Origin of the sequence: Mycobacterium sp. (assembly GCF_965229265.1) — a bacterium.
Lineage (GTDB): Bacteria > Actinomycetota > Actinomycetes > Mycobacteriales > Mycobacteriaceae > Mycobacterium.
The window spans coordinates 488,259-509,802 of sequence record NZ_CBDDIY010000010.1; the positions used below are offsets into that span (position 1 = coordinate 488,259).

The 21,544-nt window shown below is 68.5% G+C and carries 16 protein-coding genes; 7 read left to right on the forward strand and 9 right to left on the reverse strand.

The window, feature by feature from the left end; all coding sequences use genetic code 11:
* Positions 1-48 precede the first annotated feature (48 nt).
* Positions 49-1,515, reverse strand: coding sequence for an acetyl-CoA acetyltransferase (locus ADBZ9K_RS04500; protein ID WP_526618771.1), 1,467 nt, complete (start codon positions 1,513-1,515; stop codon positions 49-51).
* Between the two features lie 121 nt (positions 1,516-1,636).
* On the opposite strand from ADBZ9K_RS04500, the gene ADBZ9K_RS04505 reads away from it, so the two are divergent.
* Entirely contained in the window at positions 1,637-2,383 is a 747-nt protein-coding gene (locus ADBZ9K_RS04505; RefSeq protein ID WP_526618772.1) for an alpha/beta fold hydrolase, read from the forward strand.
* A 1-nt stretch (position 2,384) separates the two neighbouring features.
* Here the strand turns inward: ADBZ9K_RS04505 and ADBZ9K_RS04510 are convergent, their stop codons facing one another.
* The 3 genes from ADBZ9K_RS04510 to ADBZ9K_RS04520 all read right to left on the reverse strand — a co-directional run bounded on the left by ADBZ9K_RS04510 (position 2,385) and on the right by ADBZ9K_RS04520 (position 6,570).
* Positions 2,385-5,060 carry a beta-propeller fold lactonase family protein gene (locus ADBZ9K_RS04510; RefSeq protein ID WP_526618773.1) on the reverse strand — a complete coding sequence of 892 codons (2,676 nt, stop codon included), beginning with the start codon at positions 5,058-5,060 and terminating at the stop codon, positions 2,385-2,387.
* Positions 5,061-5,461: 401 nt separating this feature from the next.
* Positions 5,462-5,761, reverse strand: coding sequence for a hypothetical protein (locus tag ADBZ9K_RS04515; protein ID WP_526618775.1), 300 nt, complete (start codon positions 5,759-5,761; stop codon positions 5,462-5,464).
* Between the two features lie 77 nt (positions 5,762-5,838).
* Positions 5,839-6,570 (reverse strand): TetR/AcrR family transcriptional regulator, encoded by a 732-nt coding sequence (locus ADBZ9K_RS04520; RefSeq protein WP_526618777.1) that lies wholly within the window; start codon positions 6,568-6,570, stop codon positions 5,839-5,841.
* 60 nt (positions 6,571-6,630) lie between these two features.
* Between ADBZ9K_RS04520 and ADBZ9K_RS04525 the strand changes: the two genes are divergently transcribed.
* Positions 6,631-8,970 carry an arylsulfatase gene (locus tag ADBZ9K_RS04525; RefSeq protein WP_526620728.1) on the forward strand — a complete coding sequence of 780 codons (2,340 nt, stop codon included), beginning with the start codon at positions 6,631-6,633 and terminating at the stop codon, positions 8,968-8,970.
* 147 nt (positions 8,971-9,117) lie between these two features.
* Positions 9,118-9,513 carry a hypothetical protein gene (locus ADBZ9K_RS04530; protein ID WP_526620730.1) on the forward strand — a complete coding sequence of 132 codons (396 nt, stop codon included), beginning with the start codon at positions 9,118-9,120 and terminating at the stop codon, positions 9,511-9,513.
* Between the two features lie 78 nt (positions 9,514-9,591).
* Here ADBZ9K_RS04530 and ADBZ9K_RS04535 read toward each other — a convergent pair whose 3' ends face one another.
* Positions 9,592-11,028: an aldehyde dehydrogenase gene (locus tag ADBZ9K_RS04535; protein WP_526618779.1), complete on the reverse strand. Its 1,437-nt coding sequence runs from the start codon at positions 11,026-11,028 to the stop codon at positions 9,592-9,594.
* The gene (locus tag ADBZ9K_RS04540) at positions 11,025-13,388 is read right to left on the reverse strand and encodes a CaiB/BaiF CoA transferase family protein (protein WP_526618781.1); all 2,364 of its coding nucleotides are present in this window, start codon (positions 13,386-13,388) and stop codon (positions 11,025-11,027) included. The genes ADBZ9K_RS04535 and ADBZ9K_RS04540 overlap by 4 nt, the downstream gene beginning before the upstream one ends.
* 299 nt (positions 13,389-13,687) lie before the next feature.
* Here ADBZ9K_RS04540 and ADBZ9K_RS04545 point away from each other — a divergent pair, with 299 nt between their 5' ends.
* Complete coding sequence (locus ADBZ9K_RS04545) at positions 13,688-14,932, forward strand: IS110 family RNA-guided transposase (protein WP_526617886.1); 1,245 nt, start codon at positions 13,688-13,690, stop codon at positions 14,930-14,932.
* Positions 14,933-14,943: 11 nt separating this feature from the next.
* Here the strand turns inward: ADBZ9K_RS04545 and ADBZ9K_RS04550 are convergent, their stop codons facing one another.
* Positions 14,944-15,825: a TIGR03619 family F420-dependent LLM class oxidoreductase gene (locus tag ADBZ9K_RS04550; protein WP_526618783.1), complete on the reverse strand. Its 882-nt coding sequence runs from the start codon at positions 15,823-15,825 to the stop codon at positions 14,944-14,946.
* Between the two features lie 109 nt (positions 15,826-15,934).
* On the opposite strand from ADBZ9K_RS04550, the gene ADBZ9K_RS04555 reads away from it, so the two are divergent.
* Positions 15,935-18,412 (forward strand): phosphoketolase family protein, encoded by a 2,478-nt coding sequence (locus tag ADBZ9K_RS04555; protein ID WP_526618784.1) that lies wholly within the window; start codon positions 15,935-15,937, stop codon positions 18,410-18,412.
* A gap of 42 nt (positions 18,413-18,454) precedes the next feature.
* Complete coding sequence (locus ADBZ9K_RS04560) at positions 18,455-19,249, forward strand: CPBP family intramembrane glutamic endopeptidase (protein WP_526618786.1); 795 nt, start codon at positions 18,455-18,457, stop codon at positions 19,247-19,249.
* Positions 19,250-19,261: 12 nt separating this feature from the next.
* Here ADBZ9K_RS04560 and ADBZ9K_RS04565 read toward each other — a convergent pair whose 3' ends face one another.
* Entirely contained in the window at positions 19,262-19,852 is a 591-nt protein-coding gene (locus ADBZ9K_RS04565) for a CGNR zinc finger domain-containing protein (RefSeq protein WP_526618788.1), read from the reverse strand.
* 119 nt (positions 19,853-19,971) lie between these two features.
* Between ADBZ9K_RS04565 and ADBZ9K_RS04570 the strand changes: the two genes are divergently transcribed.
* Complete coding sequence (locus ADBZ9K_RS04570; protein ID WP_526618789.1) at positions 19,972-20,460, forward strand: hypothetical protein; 489 nt, start codon at positions 19,972-19,974, stop codon at positions 20,458-20,460.
* A 5-nt stretch (positions 20,461-20,465) separates the two neighbouring features.
* Here the strand turns inward: ADBZ9K_RS04570 and ADBZ9K_RS04575 are convergent, their stop codons facing one another.
* Positions 20,466-21,491 (reverse strand): zinc-binding alcohol dehydrogenase family protein, encoded by a 1,026-nt coding sequence (locus ADBZ9K_RS04575; RefSeq protein WP_526618790.1) that lies wholly within the window; start codon positions 21,489-21,491, stop codon positions 20,466-20,468.
* Positions 21,492-21,544: the final 53 nt, after the last annotated feature.

The window sequence follows — 21,544 nt, forward strand, 5'->3', positions numbered from 1 at the left end:
GGGGCGTTCAGGGTGAGCCTGCGCCACGAGGCGTATTACCGGCGCCGATCAGAGCAGGCTGGCGCGGCCGTCGGCGTGCACGCGCACCTTGGCTCCCGCGATATCGTCCCGCACGGTCGCCGCGGCAGCCTCCGGATCGTCGATGAGGGCCAGGGTGCGGGCATTGTCGGGGGTGCGCACGGCCAGGAAGGCCTTCTCCGGGCGACCGTCCCGGTCGAACGGGGTGGTCCACGACTCCACCGTGCCGTCGCCGTCCCATTCGACGAGCGCGGTGCGGGTGGGTTCGCGATCCACGACCGGCTGGACATCCTCCCAGCGGAAATCGGCGGGCGGCGGGGTGGCGCTGTAGACCCCGAAGCTGTGTTTGGTCAGGTAACCGCCGTTGGCCGTGATCAGACCGCGGGCATCGGGGTTGGCTCGCAGCAACTCGGCCATAGTCGCGATGGAGTGCATGACGTAGTTGTTCCACGGGCCGCCGGCGAAGGTCAGCCCGCCGGTCACGGTCAACGGTCGCTGTGGGTCGTCGGTGGGCAGGCCCAGCTCGTTGGCCGCCACCTGTACCGCCGACGGGAAGCAGGAATAGATGTCGACGTAATCGATGTCGTCGACGCCGACGCCGGCCAGTTCCAGCACCCGGCCTCCGCCGATCCGGATTGCCGGGCAGCGGTGCAGCTCGGCCCGTTCGGCCACCGCATAGGTGTCGTGTGAATCGGTACCCGCGTACGGGAAAACCCACTGGTCGCGCGGGATCTGCAGATAGGTCGCCTTCTCCACGGAGCAGAGGATGATCGCGGCGGCCTGGTTGACCATGTTGTTGGAGTTCATCAGCTTCGGGTAGGGCCAGCTGATCATCCGGTTGTCCGGGCTCGGCTGCCAGATCTGCTCGGCGGTCAGCGCCTCCCGGCTCCGGGCGTGTGGGTTACCCGCCGCCACCTGGCTGAATCGGGCCCACAGCGTCCCGATTCGCTGGCGGTGCTCATCGCTACTCTCGCCGTTGGCGATCCGCAGCGCCTGCTCGAAGAGCGGATAGACGAAGGAGGGTCGGTCCAGCCCGATCCGGTCCTCGGCCGGGCCGGACATCGGGACGTCCTCGCCGCCCGGCGGCACCGGCACGGTCTCATCCTGCCGGGTCCAGTCAGGTCTGATTCCCTTGGCGCGCAGTTTCATTCGGGTGCGCCACGTTTCGCCACCGGCGAGCAGCACGGCGTCGGCCCGGCCCTGCTGGATGTCCAGGCAGGCTTGGTTGACCAGCGACTGCGGGGTATTCCCGCCAACCCCGGAGTAGCGGGTCGCGGCGCCGGCGGCACCGATCCGCTCGCCCAGCAGCAGGCCGGGGTCGCGGTAGCGCCACGACAGCAGGTTGACCACCCGAATCGTGTCGATGGCCTGCAGCACCCGCGGGTCGGCGGCGGCCCGGGCCGCCTCGGCCATGAGGTCGACGGGCTCGATCTCGGGCGCGTCGGCGCGCTGGTTGACCTGCCCGACACCGACCAATACCGGAGTCCGAGAGTCCATCGGCGGTCCTTCCTGGAGTCGACTGGGCGTTTGACGCCTGTCAAAACCTAGCACCGGGGGCGTTGCCGCCGATCTGGCGGTCTGTGCCGTGTGCCTCGGTGGCCGGTGCCAGGATGTCGGTATGACGGTGGTCCTCGTGCACGGTAATCCGGAAACCGACGCGATCTGGGGCCCGCTGGTGCGGGTTCTCGGCCGCGACGACGTGGTACGGCTGTCCCCGCCAGGTTTCGGCGCGCCGCTGCCGGGCGATTTCCCGGCAACGTTCCTGGCCTATCGCGACTGGCTGGAGGCAGAGCTGGCGGCGTTCGACACCCCGGTCGACCTGGTCGGCCACGACTGGGGCGGCGGGCACGTCGTCAACCTGGTCATGCATCGGCCGGAGCTGGTGCGCAGCTGGGCCAGTGACGTGGTCGGGCTGTTCGACCCCGACTACGTCTGGCACGACTTGGCGCAGGTCTGGCAGACGCCTGGGGCCGGCGAGGAACTGATCGAGTCGATGGTCGGAGGCTCCCTGGCCGACCGTGCCGCACAGATGGCGGCCCTCGGCATACCGGACGAGGTCGCGGCCGAGCTGGCCGCCGGCCAGGGACCCGAGATGGGCCGGGCAATTCTGGCGCTCTACCGTTCCGCCACCCAGCCTGCGATGGCCGAAGCCAGCCGCACACTGGCCAATGCGGCTGCCCGGCCGGGACTGTCCTTATTGGCCACCGCCGACCCATTCATCGGTGGCGACGACACCCGCCGGCGCGCCGCGGAGCGGGCCGGGGCCCGCACCGTGGAACTCGAGGGTCTGGGTCACTGGTGGATGCTGGAGGACCCGGTCCGCGGGGCGAAGGCGCTGTCCGACTTCTGGGAATCTCTGGACTGAATCAGTCTGCTGCTGCGGGATTTCCGTTCTCACCTGGGGTGCCGTCGGCGCCACCGGGCCCGCCGGTGCCACCGTTGCCGCCCAAGCCTCCGGTAGCAGTGCCGGCCCCGGTGCTCGACGCATCGCCACCGTCGCCGCCGTCACCGCCATCGGTGTCGCTGCTAGAGCTGTCGCCGCCATTGCCGCCGTTGCCGCCGATCGCATTGCCCAATGCCGTTGCCGTGCCGCCGTTTCCACCCGTACCAGCAACTCCCCCGCTACCGCCGTCACCACCGTCGCCGCCGGCGGCATCCCCGGCGGACGATGATCCGTTGCCGCCGTTGCCGCCCTTGCCGCCGTTGCCGGCCGGCGTGGTCGATGTGGTGTCGATGACCAACACTTCGCTGTTCGTGTAATCGGTGACATAGAGGAGGCTGCCGTCGGAGTTGAGCGCCAGCCTGAACATGGAGCCGCCGAGTTCGACTGTCGCGATCGTCTGGTTGTAGGTCGGGCTTGCCGGGTCGGTGTCGATCACCGACAACGTGTTCTTGTCTTGGTTTCCGAGGTAAAGCCGATTCCCGTCGGGACTGACCACCAAACCAGCAGGGACGGAGGCTGGGAACTGTTCAATGACCCGATTGGTGGTGGTATCGATGACGGTCACGTCGTTGGCCAGCTGACTGGTGGTGTATAGGCGCGGCGTGCTGGGGCTCACCGCCACCTGGTTCGGGAACGTGCTAACGGTGATAGTGGCGACGGATTCGTAGTTCTTCGACACATCCAGCACCGAGACGGTCTTGCCGCCGGAGTCATTGACATAGAGGCGGGTGCCGTCAGAACTGAGCGCAATGCTGTTCGGATACCCGGTGACGGCGATGGTCTTGACGACGGTGTTGTAGTTGAGACTGTTCGGATCTGTATCGATCACCGAGATCGAGCCGGAGCCGCTATTGGCCACGTACGCGCGATTATTCGCACCGATCGCGATACCGAAAGGCTGCGTCCCCACATCGATGGTCTTGATCACAGTGTTCTGGGTGGGGCTGCCTTGTTTGGTGTCGATCACCGAGACCGTCTTGGCCTTGTAGTTGGTGACGTAAACAGCATTGCCATCAGGTGTCACCGCTACCTCGCGCGGACCGTTACCCACGGTTATGGTGGCGATCACCGTGTTGTAGGTGGGACTGGTTGAATCGGTGTCGATCACCGCCAGTGCATTGCCGCCCGGCAAGGCGGCATAGGTGCGGGCGCCGTCGGAACTGACCGCTATTCCATAGCCAAACGAACTCAGCGCAATGCGAGAAATGATCGCCGGGGCCAGCTCGGCTTGAACGCCGTTGCCGCCGTTTCCACCGTTTCCGCCGATGCGGCCGGTACCGCCGGTTCCGCCGTTGCCGCCGTTGGTTCCGGCTGTAGCGGTGGGGTCGGCGGCAGCGTCGTAGCCGTTGCCGCCGTCACCACCGAGACCGCTGGTGGCTGCAGCCCCAGTCGTGCCAGCCTGTCCGTTTGCGCCGCCGGTTGCGGCCAGGCCGGCGGCTCCGCCGTTGCCGGGAGTTCCTGGGTTGCCGGCGTTGCCGCCGTTGCCACCGTCGAGGTTCTCGGCGTCTCCGGCACCGCCGGCACCACCATCACCGGCCGCACCGGCTGCTCCACCGGTACCGCCATTGCCACCGTTACCGCCAATTCCCTTGCGCTGGAACACCACCAACGCCGCACCAGCGCCGGCTTGACCACCAGCGCCACCGGCACCACCGGCACCGCCATTACCACCATCGTCACCATCGTCACCCCTGGCACCGGCCTCGGTGGCATCCTGGCCGTTGCTGCCAGCCGCCCCAGTTCCACCGGCACCACCGCCGCCGCCGGTGCCACCGTCACCACCGCGGCCCAGGATCAAACTGCCCGCACCACCACGACCACCATCACCACCGGCACCGCCGATACCACCAGGGCCACCGGCAGTCTCGGCCACAGTGCCGGCGGCTCCCTGGCCGCCATCACCACCGGCACCACCGCTGCCCCACAGCGACAGGACACCGGTGTTGCCGCCGTTACCGCCGTTACCACCACGGCCGCCGACCGCGGTGGCGCTAGCACCACTGCCGCCGGTGCCACCATCACCGGCCAACAAACCACCCGCGCCACCATTACCACCGACACCACCATCGATACCGGCACCACCGTCACCACCGCGACCAAACCAACCAGCCGCACCACCGTTGCCGCCACCAAAACCGTTGCCGCCATTGCCGATCAACCCGCCCCGGCCACCGGTGCACGCCCCCGACGGGCAGGTCTGCGCCGTCCAGCTATAACCATTACCCAGCAAGATCCCGGCATCAGGATGATCGGCAGTGCCATTGCCGACAAAGAACCCCACCACGGTCCCCGGCGCCGGCAAGCTCACCGCTGCCACCGACTTCGGCGTCACCTGTGCGCGCACCGAGGAGGCCACATCGACCGCCGCCGCCGCGCGGGCCGACACCGCCGTACCACGAGATCCGGCCACACTCGACCGCGGCGACACCCGCCCCGCCGACACCGACGAGGCCCGCGCCGAACCCGCCTTCACACCCTTCGACACCGACGGCCCTGCTGACACCGACGATCCCGACGACCCCGAACCCGACCCGTCATCGGCAAACGCCACCGCCGGCACCGCCACAATCACCGCACCCACCCCAAGAGCGAATGCCAAACCACCCACCCGCCCCACAACAGGCCGATCCAACACACCCGTCACAACAGAACGAGACACACTACGACGAACGGACGACGACGACACCATCGGGAAACCTTTCAACGACATGAGCGACCAGGAAAGAATGAACACCGTCGCAACACAATTGGGCCAGTGCGCATCGGTGGCCCAATGACGGGCGAACAGCTTTGGGCGGGTGGCAATTCCGTAATGCCTCGACGAGGTGGCCGTGCAGATACCGCGCCCCAGCTGACCTGATTCGTCCCCCCACAACCCGAATCGTCGCCTAGAAATGACAATCTGTCAATACTTGGATTCGGAGCGGGTCATGACGTCTCAAAAGCTCTCTGCACCAACGGGCGTGGCGGATCTGTGCTGTACATCTCGAAGCGTTGCGGCTATGCCCCTGGTCGCTGCGTCGGGTCAAAAATCATCGCATGCGGAAGCCAAGGCAAATCGGTTGGCGCCATGACGCATTCAACGTGAAAGACACCCAACGGCGGGACAACGGGCGCCGCAACATCGACCGCGGGTGCAGTGGTCGTCGCTGGAATGCTTGAGACGTCGACGATGGGGCGGGGCTGGTAGCACAGTGTCGCGATCGCCAAGCCCGCGACGATCAGTGCCAGCACGGTCATGACAATCCCCCGCACCGACGCGTGGCGCCTCAGCCAGCCCAGGCTCATCGTGATCCCCACAGGGACGGACATTAGCCACTCATTGACACTTTGTCATTTCGAGCCGACGGACCATCGATCGAAGCCGCCGCTGTGCCTCAGATTTCGACGTCCGACAGTGGCAATGGGCGCCATGGCACGAACTCATGGGTGGCGTTCGCCAAGCGGTGCGCTTTGCGCGCATTGACGTTCAGCAGCCGCAGCAACTCGGCGATGACGATCGGGATGGAGTCCCGGGAGAGGCGGCCGCGGTAGAGATCCAGGCACGTGCCCATCACTGCGCCGGCGAAGATGCTGCAGGTCGCGTCCAAGTCGGCTACTCGGAACTCGCTCCGGGTCACGCCGAGTTGGACGTCCTCACGCAGGTGGATGTGGAAGCCCCCGATGAGACCGTCGGCCGGCAGGCCCGAGTCGAACAGCAGTCTTCCGACATCACGGTTGGCGGCCAGCAGGGTGAGCGTCTGGCGCGTTGTGCGGGCGACAAGATCGGCCTGATCGGCGGCACCGGCGGTCGCGACTTCCAGGGCACGGATATGTTCGCCGATCAACAGGCCGCCGATGGCCTGGGTGGCAACGGACAGCGACTCGAAGTGCGAATAGAACGTCCCCTGCGCCACGCCGGCCCTGGCCACCACTTGCGGCACCGAGACGGTTCCCACTGTCCGGTCGAGCAGTAGCTCCTGCAAGGCCACCAGCAGAACAGCGCGGGTGCGCAATTTCTTGTCGGTCACTGCTCCGCCCACAGGGCCATCGTTGAAGAGTGTTGACACAATGTCAAACATCAGGCCGATAACAGGCCGAAAGTCGGTAATGACGGATTCCACGTTCATCTGCGCCCCGCCGCAGCCGGTGCAAGCATGTCCGCATCGCAGCCGAGGAACGTGCTGCCGATGTTGGGAGGAGCCACCGTGACCGAACCATTTCGCGGAGTCATCAAGCTCGACATCAGGGATTCGGTCCCCGACTGGACGCCCTACGAACTCAAGAAGGCACCCGAGGGCGCGCCCAACGTCCTGATCGTCCTCTACGACGACACCGGCCAGGCAGCCTGGTCACCCTATGGCGGGCGGATCGCCATGCCGACCCTGGACCGGCTGGCCGACAACGGCGTCACCTACACCCAATGGCACACCACCGCGCTGTGCTCACCCACCCGGTCCACCTTCCTGACCGGACGCAACCACCACGTGAACCGCTGCGCCTCGATCACCGAAGGCTCGATGGGCTTTCCCGGGGCGGCCGGCCGGTTACCCGCCGAGTGCGCCACCATCGGACAGGTCCTGCAGGACAACGGGTACGCCACCATGTGGCTGGGTAAGAACCACAACGTGCCCGTCGAGGACCTGTCGGCCGGGGGCAGTCGTTCGGAGTGGCCGCTGTCCAAAGGCTTCGACCGCTTCTACGGCTTCCTGGGTGGCGAGACCAACCAGTGGTATCCGGACCTCGTCGAGGACAACCACTTCATCGAGCCGCCGTATACCCCCGAGGAGGGCTACCACCTCTCCAAGGATCTCGCCGACCAGGCGCTGCGGATGCTGCGCGACATCCGCTCCTCGAGCCCATCCAAGCCGTGGTTCATGTGGTTCTGTCCGGGTGCCAACCACGCGCCCCACCATGCCCCGCAGGAGTACATCGACAAGTACAAGGGCGTCTTCGACGACGGCTACGAGGCCTACCGGGAGTGGGCGCTGGCCCGGATGATCGAGCGCGGAGTGCTTCCCGAAGGCACCGAGCTGACCCCGCTGAACCCGATGCCCGACGATGTGGCCAACAAGGACGACTATGTGCGCCCGTGGGCCGAGCTCAACGACGATGAGAAGCGGCTGTTCTGCCGAATGGCCGAGGTGTTCGCCGGGTTCTCGGAGTACACCGACGTTCAGGTCGGTCGCATCGTCGACTATCTGGAGAAGACCGGCCAGCTGGACAACACGCTGATCCTGTACTGCGCCGACAACGGCGCCTCCGGCGAGGGCACACCCAACGGGTCAGTCAACGAGAACAAGTTCTTCAACGGCTATCCCGACAGCCTCGAGGAGAACATGTCGTACTTCGACGAGCTGGGCGGACCGGACACCTACAACCACTACCCGACCGGCTGGGCAGTGGCGTTCTCCACCCCGTTCCAGATGTTCAAACGCTATGCGCAGTACGCCGGCGGCACCTGCGACCCGCTGGTCATCCACTGGCCCAAAGGCATCAAGGCCAAGGGCGAGATGCGGCACCAGTACCACCACTGCACCGACATCGTCCCGACCATCCTCGATGCCGTCGGACTGCAGATGCCCACCGCCTACCGGGGAGTCGAGCAGTACCCGCTCAACGGGGTGTCGATGCGCTACAGCTTCGACGACGCCCACGCGCCAACGACCAAGAAGCGGCAGTACTTCTCGATGCTGGGCACCCGCGGGATCTGGCAGGACGGCTGGAAAGCCGCGGCCCTGCACGCACCGATCAGCGGCAAGGGCCATTTCGACGCCGACCGTTGGGAGCTCTATCACGTGGACTCCGATCGCGCCGAGGCGCGCAACGTCGCCGACCAGCACCCAGAGAAACTGCAGGAACTCATCGACGCGTGGTTCGAGGAGGCCGAGGCGAATTTCGTTCTGCCGCTTGATGACCGCCCCGCAATCGAGCAGATCAGCGACGTCCGGCCGCAGGGCGAACCGCCCCGATCGCGCTACATCTACTTCCCCGACACCTCACCGGTGCCGGAGTCGACCGCGGTCAACATCCGCGGCCGCTCCTACAAGATTCTCGCCGACGTCGAGGTGACCCCGCAGTCGCAGGGCGTGATCTTCGCCCACGGCTCCCGATTCGGCGGGCACACGCTGTTCATCAAGGATCGCAAACTGCACTACGTCTACAACTTCCTCGGTATCAAACCCGAACAGACCTTCGTCTCCCCCGAACTCGACACGGGCCAGCTGACGCTGGGAGTGGAGTTCGTCCGCGATGGCGCCGGCGAGCACATGGAATCGCTGGGGATGGCGAAATTGTATGTGGGGCAACAGGTTGTGGCCGAGGGGCCGATGCGGGCGCAGATCGGGCCGTTCACCCTGTGCGGGGACGGGCTGTGCGTGGGCTACGACAGCGCCGATCCGGTCAGCCGGTCCTACCCACCGGGGTTCCCGTTCACCGGCGGTCGCATCCTCGGAGTCGGTGTCGACGTCGGCGCCGACCAATACCTGGATCTGGAGCGGGAGGCCGCGGCGGCATTCGCCCGCGACTGAGGTCGGCGGCGCTAGGGGCGGCGCAGGGTTTGTTCGCGCCCGCGGCGGGTACGCCGTGATGTCCCCTAACAAGGAAGTGAGGGCCGCATGCCTCTCGGATCGAGACGATTTTCCAGAACCACGGTGGGCCTGCTCGGCGGTGCCGCGATGCTGACGCTGGCCATCGGCTGCGGGAGCAGCGACGGCGGCGGTTCGGAAAGCAGTTCGACGTCGCCGACATCGGCTGAAGTGACCGTGACCACCAGCCCGTCCGCCACCGACACCACGACCGCCCCCGGCGGCACCGAAGGCGGTAGCGGCAGCGTCCCCGGCGGCCCGACCGGTAGCGGCGGCGCTGGCGGTGGCGGCGGCAGCATCCCGGGCGGTCCCACCGGTAGCGGTGGACCCGGTGGCGGCGGCGGCAGCATCCCCGGCGGCCCGACCGGCAGCGGCGGCCCCGGTGGCGGCAGCGGCACCATTCCCGGCGTCGGCAGTGGCGGCGGCGGCCCCGGCGGTGGAGGCGGCTGCGTCAACGGCGTGGGCTGCATCGGCACCGGCGGCTAGCCTTCTCGGCCGAGTGGCCACCTACGACACGAGAACGACCGAAAACCGTGCCGTAAGTGGCCACTCGGCCGCTGTTGATCAGCGGTCGGCGGGCCCAACCCGGTAGATCGACTTCACCGCGAAGAACGCCTCCAGCCCCTCGGGCCCGAGTTCGCGGCCGATGCCGCTGGACTTGACCCCGCCGAACGGCGCGCGGAAGTCCAGCTGGTAGTCGTTGACGCCGATGGTTCCGGTGCGCACCGCCCGGGCCACCTCGGTGGCCCGTTCGTCGTCGGTGGACCACACCGTCCCGGCCAGGCCGAACTCGCTGTCGTTGGCCAGCGCAATGGCCTGCTCGTCGCCGTCGTAGGGAATCACCGCGAGCACCGGACCGAAGATCTCCTCCTGGGCGATCCGATCGTTGTTGTCGACATCGGCGAACACCGTCGGTGCGACGAACCAACCGCGCGGCTGATCAGGTGGAATCGAGCCGCCCACAACAAGTTTGGCCGCACTGGTGGTTCCTGCGGCGATATAGCCGAGCACCCGGTCACGCTGGCGCGCACTGACCAGCGGACCGATGTCGGTCGAGGTGTCCAGCGGATCGCCGACCTTCAGTCCGTTGACCATGTCGACCAGCGCTGCCAGCACATCCTCGTAGCGCGACCGCGGAGCAAGGATCCGCGAACTCAGATGACAGGTCTGGCCGTTGTTGACGAACGACGCGTTGCGCAGCCCCTTGATGGTGGCGTCCAGATCGGCATCGTCGAGGATGATCGCCGCGGACTTGCCGCCCAGTTCGAGGGTGACCGGGCGCAGTAGGCGCCCACACACCTCGCCGATGATCCGGCCCGCGGCGGTCGAGCCGGTGAAGGTCACCTTGTCCACCCCGGGGTGGGCCACCAGGTAGGCACCGGCCTGCGCTCCACCCGGCACGATGTTGAGCACGCCGGGCGGCAGCCCTGCTTCCTCGGCCGCGTCGGCGAACACCAGGGCGTCCAACGCGGTTTCGGGTGCGGCCTTGAGCACCACCGTGCATCCGGCCGCCAGCGCGGGCGCGAGCTTGAACGCCGCCAGTGCCTGCGGATAGTTCCACGGCACGATCGCCGCGACCACCCCGACCGCCTCGCGGCGCACGATGGTGTGCCCGATCATGCTCGGCCGGATCTCCTCGATCGGCGTCTGGGTGATCAACTGCGCGTAGTAGCGGACCAGGGCGGCCGGGAAGCGCCCGTTGGCCCCGCGTGAGAGCGACATCGGCATGCCGTTCTCGCGGGTCACCAATTCGGCTGTGCTGCGGGCCCGTTGGTCCAGGGCGTCGGCGAATGCGGTCAGGATCTCGGCCCGGTGGTCCGGTGAGGCGGACTGCCATTCCGGCAGCGCGGCGCGGGCGGCGGCCACCGCGGCGTCGACATCGGCCTCGGTGGCGCTGGCCCCCTCGCCCAGTAACTCCCCGGTGGCCGCCTCCAGCACCGGTTCGGTGTGATCAGCGGTGCGGAAACGCCCGTCGATGAAGAGCCGTGCCCTGGTGGTCATCTGCTCACTCCGGTTCTCTGGTCGGCCTCGGCCGCGAACAGCACACCGTCGGCGATCAGGCCGTCGATCTCCACGGCGTCCATGCCGAGGACGTCGGTGCAGACCTTCCTGGTGTCGGCACCCGGCAACGGTGCCGGCTGCTGCGGCGCCGGCGGGATGTGCCGGTACTGTGCCGGGCCGGCCTCAGTGGGCAACGCGGCGGGAAGCAACGGATGCACCATGTCGCTGAACACGTTTCGCAGCTGAAGCTGGGGGTCGGCGTGTACGTCCTCTGCGCGGTACATCGGCCCGGCGGGCACCCCGGCGGCCTGCAGGGCCTCGGCGGCCGCACGCGGCGTGCGAGCGCCCACCCAGTCGGCGAGCGCGGCATCAAGCTCCGCCGGCCCGCCGAGCAGCGTGGCGACGGCCTGCCGGTCGGCGTCCGACCTGATCGAGACCACACACCATTCGTCGTCCCCGGCGCACGCCAGTACCCGGTGCGTGGCGGCGTCGGGATCGACCCGGCCGGCGCCGGCGGCCTCGGCGGCCAGGGTGACATAGAGGGTGTCGAGTTGGTTGATCGCCGCCTCGGCCTGCGAGACGTGCAGGCGCGCACCGGCCCCGGTGCGCTGCCGCCGGATGAGCCCGGCCAGGGCACCGATGGCGCTGATCCGTCCGACGACGTGGTCGGGGAAGATCGTCGTCGCGTCGTAGAACGCATGCCGCGCGGTGGATGATGGCTCCTCCGGCGAGGTCCACAACCGCGTCACCCCGATGGTGGCGCGCACCAGCGGGCCGTACCCCATCTGCCTGCTCCAGGGCCCGGTGTCACCGAAGGCGCTGCTTTCGGCCAGCACTAGGCCCGGATTGAGTTCGCGCAGACGCTCGTAGGGGAACCCCAGCGCAGGTAGGGTTCCGGGTTTGAAGTTGGCGAACACGGCATCGGATGCGCCGACGAGCCGGCCGAACAGCTCGGCGCCGGCGGGGCTGCGCAGCTCCAGGCCCAACCCCAGGTTGTTGCGGTGCGCCCGGGCGAAGGACTCGCTGATCTGCTGGTCCTCCCGCTTCTGACGCAGCCCGTCCGGGTAGGCCGAGCTCTCGACCTTGATCACCTCGGCGCCCAGGTCGGCGAACAGCCGGCTCAACTCGCCGCCGGCCACGATCACCCCGAGGTCCAGGACCCGGATACCCTCCAGTGGTCGACGCCCGGGCGACGCGGTCGGGGGTGGAGCGAATGGTGTTGTCTGCCAACGGCTGTCACTGCTCCCGGGTTGCGGAGCCGAGGTTCGGTAGCCGGCGTGAGCGCCGTCGACGACCCAGTAGCCGACCGGGACGCGGGCGGTGACACCGGGTGCCAACTCGGTGTCGGTCAGCGCACCCACCGCGCCCAGGTGCTCGGAGTGCAGCGCATCCGAGGGGGCCAGCACCGCGGCGATCGGCACCCCGTGCGCCTGGCCCTCGGCGACCAGCTGCGCCATCGTACGATCGGCGAACAGTGCGGCCATCAACTCGGCGAGTTCGCCGAACGCCCTGGTCCGGGCGGCGATGGAGTCGAACCGGGGATCCTGGAACTGCGCCGGCTCCCCCAGCCACGCCCGCATCCCGCGCCACTGCCGCGGGGCCAGCACGCAGAGGCGCACGTACCCGTCGCGGCAGGCGAAGATCGGGTAGGCGTCCTGGTTTCTCGGCCGGCCGCGCCAGCGCTCGGCCGTGTTGCGCGCAGTCGCGGCCTGACCCTGGGTGCCGAACGGCGGATCCAGGGCCAGGACCACCGCGTCGAACCGCGAAAAGTCGATGTAATCCCCTGTGCCGCAACGCAACCTGTTGAAGTAGGCGACCAGCACCGCCCACGTTGCCTGCACCGCGGCGGTGGCCGAGGCGATGCCGTCCGGCGGCAACACCGGGGTGCCGACGGTCGGACCGGAACGGGACAACGCGGCCGACATGGCGTACAGCACCGCGTCGGTGGCCTGCCAGGACGCATGCGGGCCCGCGGTGCCGAAGTCGGTGACCGACATCGTCACCAGGTGCTCGAACCGGTCGGCGAGCTCGGCGCAGGAGGTGCCGAACGCCGCCGTCTGCCCGGGTGTTCCGCTGTCGACGACGATATCGGCACCGCTGGCCAGCTCGAAGAACCGCCGCCGGTCCGCCTCGTCGGCGGGATCGAGCACCACGCTGTGTTTGTTGGCGTTGCGCAGCGCGAACGGGATGCTCACCCCGTCCAGGGCCGGCAGCGCATGCCGGGCGGGGCTGCCCTCGGGCGGCTCGATCTTGATGACCTCGGCGCCCAGGTCGGCCAGCAGCCGGGTGACCCCGTCACCGCTGCCCTCGCACAGATCCAGCACCCGCACCGAGGCGAGCAGGGCTTCGGCAGCGCTCACTGGTGCACCATCCTCGTGTCGGTAGTCTTCGTCGAGGGTTTTCTGGTGCACCATCCGGTGTGTCGGTGATCTTGGATGGATTGCCGATGCACCCGAGGTGGCTGCTGGTTCATCGCCCTGCTTGCTCGACGCATCTGACGTCCAGCATGAGTTCTGCGGGGGCCAGCGGTTACCCGGGGCACGCCGACCGTCGACAGGGCTAAGCGCCTCCGAGCGCCGCACAGTGAGCGAACGAGCAGTCGTGCCCCGGTACCACACGAGGGTGCCTCCCCACTGGGCTTAGCAGCGAGGAGGCTGTCATGAAGTCTGCCCGAAACACCCTGCCGACGGAACCCGTCAACGGCATCACCTGCGGCATCGACTGGGCGCGTGACGATCACGCTCTGTCGATCGTCGACGCCAAGGGCCGCGAAGTCACCCGCAAGACGATCACTCACAACGCGGCCGGACTGCGCGAGCTGCTCGCCGTGCTCGAGCGCGCCGGCGTGCGGGAGGTTGCGATCGAACGCCCGGACGGGCCGGTCGTGGACACCCTGCTCGACGCCGGTGTCACGGTCGTGGTGATCAGCCCCAACCAGGTCAAGAACCTGCGCGGCCGCTACGGTTCGGCCGGCAACAAGGACGACCGCTTCGACGCGTTCGTGCTGGCCGACACTCTGCGCACCGACCGAGCACGGCTGGCCCCGCTGCTGCCCGACACCCCGGCCACCGTCTCCCTGCGCCAGACCTGTCGTGCCCGCAAAGACCTTGTCGCCCACCGGGTCGCGGTGGCCAACCAGCTGCGCGCACATCTGAAGATCGTGTTTCCCGGTGCCGTGGGCCTGTTCGCCGCGATCGACAGCCCGATCAGCCTGGCGTTCCTGGCCCGCTTCGACTGCCAGCAACGGGCCGACTGGCTCTCGGTCACCCGCCTGAGCGCCTGGCTGGCCGGCGTCGGCTACAGCGGCCGCACTGATCCCCGCGAGCTGCACCGCCGATTGACCGCTGCTCCCCGCGCCACCAACGAGGTCACCGGCGCCGCGATCACCGGTGCGTTCGTCGCGACCCTGACCGCGCTCAACGCCCAGATCGCCGTCCTCGACGACAGCATCGCCGACCAACTCGCCGCCCACGCCGACGCGCACATCTTCACGTCCCTGCCCCGCTCGGGCACCGTGCGTGCCGCCAGACTGCTCAGCGAGATCGGGGACTGCCGCGCCCGCTTCCCCACCCCCGAATCGTTGGCCTGCCTGGCCGGTGTCGCGCCCTCCACCCGCCAGTCCGGCAAAGTCAAACACGTCGGATTCCGTTGGGCTGCAGACAAACAACTCCGGGACGCTGTCACCGACTTCGCCGGCGACAGCAGACGCGCCAACCCCTGGGCCGCCGACGTCTACACCCGCGCTATCGCCCGAGGACACGACCACCCCCACGCCGTCCGCATCCTCGCTCGCGCCTGGCTCTACATCATCTGGCACTGCTGGCAAGACGAAATCGCCTACGACCCCGCCAAACATCGCGCCCTCCAAATACTGCTCAACCAAGAACAACACCGGGCGGCTTGACACAGGGCAACTCATGCGTCCACCGCCAGCAGCCGCTCGACCCACTCGAGCTGCGCGTCGGTACCGACGACCGCATACAGCATGTCGACAAAGGCATCGTGATAGCCGTTGTCCCGCAACAATTTCACAGCATCTCCGACCTGCTCGACCGGGGTACCGGCCTTGACGTTGATACGGACGTGGGTGTGGATGGCGGACGGATCGCGCCCGGCCGCGTGTGCGGCGTCGTCGATCGCCCGGCGCTGGGCATCCAGCACGTCGACGCGGACCCCACCGGGGACGCCGACGACGGCGAGCCACCCGTCGGCGCGGCGACCGATCCGGCGCACCCCGGCGGCCGACCATGCCCCCAAGTAGATGGGCGGGCGCGGCCGTTGGACCGGTTTGAGGCCCACCCACGACGGCGGGATGCTGACGCGATCACCCCGGAACTCGACGGGGTCGGTCATCCACAGCGCTTCAAGGGCATCGAGGCACTCGTCGAGCTGGCCACCGCGGCCGGCGAACGGGGCGCCGGCGGCCTGGTACTCCTCCGGTGACCAGCCGATACCGAACCCCGGGAGCAACCGGCCACGGCTCACCACGTCGAGGCTGGTGAGCTGGCGGGCCAGCTGGACCGGCGGATACCACGGCGCCACCAGCACGCTGAAGCCCAGCCGCGCCGACGTCGTCACTGTCGCGGCGACGGCAATGGCGGTGAAGGGGTCCAGGCAGGCCCGGAAGTTCTCCGGGATGGTATCGGCGCCGCCGTAGCCGACCGACGGATCCACCGCCGCGAGCAGTCGGTCACCCACCCAGAGGCTGTCGGCGCCGAGTTGCTCGGCGGTCGAGGCGAATCGGGCCACGTCGGCGTGGGCGGATTCACCGAATTGCGGCAACGCGAAGCCCAGCACGTCGGTCAGCGTAATCGAGTCGCCCCGGACACCAGGAAGGGTGGGAACCGCGTGTGAACAAACGGTGCCCCACAGGCACGGCCGCCCGGTTCGGGGTTTGATGGAGGTTATGGACCCGACAAGGACTGTTGCCTGGCGACCATCCGGGGGCGCGCCGGTCAGTGACGACACCATCGCCCAGCTCGACGGCTGGTGGCGGGCGGCCAACTACCTGTCGGTCGGGCAGATCTATCTGCTGGATAACCCACTGTTGCGGACGCCGCTGTCGCGGGAGGACGTGAAGCCGAGGCTGCTGGGTCACTGGGGCACCACGCCGGGACTCAACTTCCTCTACGCCCATCTCAACCGCGCCATCAAGGAGCGCGAGCAGTCCACCATCTACGTCACCGGGCCCGGCCACGGCGGCCCCGGTCTGGTGGCCAACGCCTATCTGGACGGCACCTACAGCCAGACCTACCCCGACATCACCCAGGACGCCGAAGGGCTGCGCCGGCTATTCCGTCAGTTCTCGTTCCCGGGTGGCATCCCCTCGCACGTGGCCCCGGAGACACCGGGATCCATCCACGAGGGCGGCGAGCTGGGGTACGCGCTGTCGCACGCCTACGGCGCGGCCTTCGACAATCCGGACCTGCTGGTCGTCGCCGTCGTCGGTGACGGCGAAGCCGAAACGGGCGCGCTGGCCACCAGTTGGCATTCCAACAAGTTCCTCAACGTCGCCCACGACGGTGTGGTGCTGCCGATCCTGCATCTCAACGGCTACAAGATCGCCAACCCGACGGTGCTGGCCCGCATCCCCGAAGACGAACTGCGCAGCCTGATGATCGGCTACGGGCACCTGCCCTTCTTCTTCGATGTGCCCGACACCGCGGGGCCCGGAGGCGCAACCGATCACACCGACGCTCACCGCCGGTTCGCCGCGCTGCTCGACGAGGTGCTCGACACCATCGCTGAGATCAAGGCCCAGCCCGGCGACGAGCGCCCGGCCTGGCCGATGATCGTGTTCCGCACCCCGAAGGGCTGGACCGGCCCGGCGTATATCGACGGCAAGAAGACCACCGGGTCCTGGCGCGCCCACCAGGTCCCGCTGGCCAGCGCCCGCGACACCCCCGAGCACCTGCAGGTGCTCGCCGACTGGCTGGCCTCCTACCGGGCCGAGGAGTTGTTCGACGCCGACGGCAAGCTGGACCCGCAGATCGCGGCCCTGGCGCCGCCGGGCCAGCTGCGGATGAGCGAGAATCCGCACACCAACGGCGGGCTGCTGCTCAAGGATCTGCGGCTGCCGGATTTCCGTGACTTCGCCGTCGACGTGCCCGCGCCGGGTGCCACCATCGCCGAAGCGACCCGGGTACTCGGGCAGTGGCTGACCGAGGTGATCCGGCTCAACCCGGACAACTTCCGGATCTTCGGGCCGGACGAGACCGCCTCGAACCGGCTGCAAGCCGTGTTCGAGGTCACCGGTAAACAGTGGAACGCCGAGTTCTTCTCCCCCGAGGTCGACGAGCACCTGGTCCGTGCCGGGCGCGTGGTCGAGATGCTGTCCGAGCACCAGTGCCAGGGCTGGCTGGAGGGGTATCTGCTGACCGGCCGGCACGGCCTGTTCAACTGCTACGAAGCCTTCATCCACATCATCGACTCGATGTTCAACCAGCACGCCAAATGGCTCAAGGTCACCGACCACATCCCGTGGCGGCGGCCGATCGCCAGCCTGAACTACCTGCTGTCGAGCCATGTGTGGCGGCAGGACCACAACGGCTTCAGCCACCAGGACCCCGGATTCATCGACCATGTCGTGAACAAGCGCGCCGAGGTCGTGCGGGTGTACCTGCCGCCGGACGCCAACACCCTGCTGTCCACCTACGACCACTGCCTGCGCTCACGCCAGTACGTCAACGTCGTCGTCGCCGGCAAACAGCCGCACCCCAACTTCCTCACCATGGACGAGGCGATCGCGCACTGCACCCGCGGCGTGGGCATCTGGGAATGGGCCGGCAACGAGACGCTGGGCGAGGACCCCGACGTGGTGATCGCCGCCGCCGGTGACGTCCCGACCCTGGAGGCACTCGCGGCCGTGGACCTGCTGCGTCAGCACCTGCCGGAGCTGAAAGTCCGCTTCGTCAACGTCGTCGACCTGATGCGACTGCAGGACGACACCGAACATCCGCACGGGATGTCCAGCCGCGAGTTCGACATGATTTTCACCCCGGACAAGCCCGTCATCTTCGCCTACCACGGCTACCCCTGGCTGATCCACCGGTTGACCTACCGGCGCAGCAACGACAGCCGCATCCACGTCCGCGGCTACAAGGAGGAGGGCACCACCACCACGCCGTTCGACATGGTGATGCTCAACGACCTGGATCGCTACCACCTGGTCATCGACGTCGTGGACCGCGTCCCGGGCCTGGGTTCCACCTGCGCCACGCTGCGCCAGCAGATGGTGGACAAGCGGCTGGCCGCGCGCGAGTACACCAGGGCCCACGGCGACGACATCCCCGAGGTGCGCGACTGGGTGTGGCCCGGTGCCCGCGAAGTACAGATCGACTCGTCGGTCGCTGCCACCGCAGCTACCGGCGGTGACAACGAATAGTTGCCCGGCCTGGCTCTTGGGCGCGCGTACAATAGAGAGCAAATGTCTGATCTGAGCGCGGCGGTCGCGCAACCCCACCCCGCGCTCCTCGATGACGCCGGGCCGCCGGCGTCGGTAGCCCAGTTGGCCGCGCTGCACCACTTCCGCGTCTACGTCGACATCGGCATCGTCGTCGTGATGCTGGCCATCACCAACCTGATCGCCCACTTCACCACGCCCTGGGCCAACGTCGCCGTGGTGCCCGCCGCGGCGGTCGGCCTGCTATTGCTGGTGCGCTCACGAGGGCTGGGCTGGGCCGAGCTGGGACTGGGCCGCGAACACTGGAAATCCGGCGCGCTGTACGCCGCCGGGGCGGTGTTGCTGGTCCTGACCGTCATCGCCGTCGGGGCGCTGCTGCCCTGGACTCGGCCGCTGTTCCTGAACAACCATTACGCCACCCTGTCGGGGGCACTGGTCGCCTCGATGATCATTATCCCGCTGCAGACCGTCATCCCCGAGGAACTCGCTTTCCGCGGGGTACTGCACGGTGCGCTCGACCGGGCCTGGGGCTTTCGCGGGGTGGCCGCGGCCGGCTCGCTGCTGTTCGGCCTGTGGCACATCACCACGTCGCTGGGATTGACCAGCAGCAACGTCGGTTTCACCCGAATCTTCGGCGGAGGCGTCTTCGGTATGCTCGCCGGGGTCACCATGGCCGTCATAGCCACCGGCGCCGCCGGCTTCGTGTTCACCTGGCTTCGGCGGCGCAGCGGCAGCCTGATCGCGCCGATCGCGCTGCACTGGTCACTCAATGGCCTTGGTGCCCTGGCGGCCGCGCTGGTATGGCACCTGTCGACCTGACCTGAGCGCCGCTCAGCGCCGGCCGCGCCGGGCCCGGAACTCTCGGTTCTTCAGCTTGTTGCCGCACGAGGCCATGTCGCACCAGGTTCCGCCGTGGTTGCGGGAGCGGTCGTAGAACGCCCATCGGCAGTCGTCGTTGCCGCACGCCTTCAGCTGCGTCCAGGTTCCGTCGCGCTGCGCGTCGCAGACCACCAACAGCAGTGCGAGCAGCCAGCCGTCGACGGAGTCGAGGGCGTGATCGGCGGCCACCCGGACGGTGCCGTCGGCGCCGAGCTGCACGCGGGCGACGGCGGCCTGCGTGATCCGGCTCAGCGGCGCGAGCTGTTCGGCGGTCGGCACTGGGCCGCCGGCGTTGTGCAGCAGCATGGCGCGCAGCGCCTCCCGCACCGCGCGGATGACGTCCAGCTCCTCGGCGCTGGGTGCCTGGCCGTGCCTGCGCAGACCGTGGGTTCGCAGCCACGGGTCGGCATCGACGGGCTGGGCCAGCCGGTCGGCACCGGATTCCAGGTCGATGGTGTTGACCAGTGCCTGCACGCGGGCCAGCGGCCCGGGTGCCGGTTTGGACTCGGCGTCTCCCGCCCAGTCACCCGATGCCGGCGTCATACCACCACCATAGAAGCGCGTGACCGGTAAATCAACTTGACTGGTCACGCGCGACCGGTGTAGCGTTTTAGTTGGTCATCAGAGAAGGCGAAGAGGCTGACTCGGAACAGGAAACGCCCATGGGGCACAACGATTTTCACACCAATATCCAGGCCGAGGGTAGCTACGAGGCGCCCCGTTCGGCCGATGTTCACCCCCGCGCCACCCTGGCCACCCGGCTGCGATCCCGGGTGTTCGCCGGCCGCCTCGACCGGGACGTCGAGGCCGGGATCGTGCCGCTGCCCGGCAGCCCGCTGGCTCTGCACATGGCCCGGCTGACCTCCACCGAGGAACGGGAGGCGCTGGCCCACACCCTTCGGCACGCCGTGGCCGACATGGACCATGCCCGTGCGGTCTACTCCGCCCGCATCCCCGTGCACCCCGAGCGCCTGACCCTCTGCCGAGACGTGGTCGACGACATCACGCTGCTGCTGCACTCCCCGCGTCCGGTGCGCGCCCGCGGCATGGCTCGGTTGCGAATGATGCTCTCCGACGGCGCCGGGCCGCTGTATCGCCACGGCCGCGGCAGCCTCGCCGCCGAACTACGCGGGGTACTCGCCGCGCTCTGAGACGCTCAGGGCACCAGCACCGCGGCGCCGGCAATGCGCCCCTCGGCCAGGTCGGTCAATGCCCGGTCGGCCTGTGCCAGCGGATATTCCGGGGTCGTCACCTCGATGTGATGCCGCGCGGCGAAAGCCAGGAACTCCCGGGCGTCGGCGCGCGTGTTCGACGTGACCGACCGGACCTGGCGTTCCTGGAACAGATGCCGCTGATAGTTCAACGGCGGAATGTCACTGAGGTGGATGCCCGCGATCGCCAGCGTTGCGCCCCGATCCAGCGCCTCCAGGGCCGGCAGCACCAGCTCGCCCACCGGAGCGAACAGGATGGCGGCGTCGAGTTTGACCGGCGGCGGGTCGGCCGCCCCCTGCGCCGAGGCCGCACCGAGGGCCAGCGCCAACTCCCGCGCGTCGGCACCCCGTGTCATGACGTGGACCTCCGCACCCTGGGCCAGCGCGACCTGCGCGGTGATGTGGGCACTACCGCCGAACCCGTACAGGCCCAGCCGCCCCCCGGCCGGAAGCTCGGCGCGCAGCAACGAACGGTAGCCGATAATCCCGGCGCACAGCAGCGGCGCCAACTCGCTGTCGGTGTAGCCCGCCGGCAGCCGGTGCGCGAAATCAGCAGGCACAGTGGCAAAGTCAGCGTAGCCACCGTCGGCATCCCAGCCGGTGTAGCGGGAGTTCGGGCACAGATTCTCGGCGCCGCGCCGGCAGTAGTCGCACACCCCACAGGTGTGGCGCAGCCAGGCGATGCCCACCCGGTCCCCCACCGCGAAACCCTCGCCGACATCCGGCCCCATCCCGACAACCTCGCCAACCACCTCGTGGCCGGGCGTCACGTGCGGGCGATGCACCGCGAGGTCGCCCTCGGTGACGTGCAGATCGGTGCGGCACACGCCGCAGGCGCGCACCGCGACCAGCAGCTCGCCGGCAGCCGGCTCCGGCACTGCGGCCGCGATGTCCAACTCCAGCGGCCCGCTTCGCATCGGGCCGGGCCGGCGCACCCGCCAGGCGCGCATGGTGGTCGGTCGAGTCGGCATCCCCCCATCGTGCAACGCCGGTCCCGCAGCCGCGAGCGCGCCCCGCCCGGCAA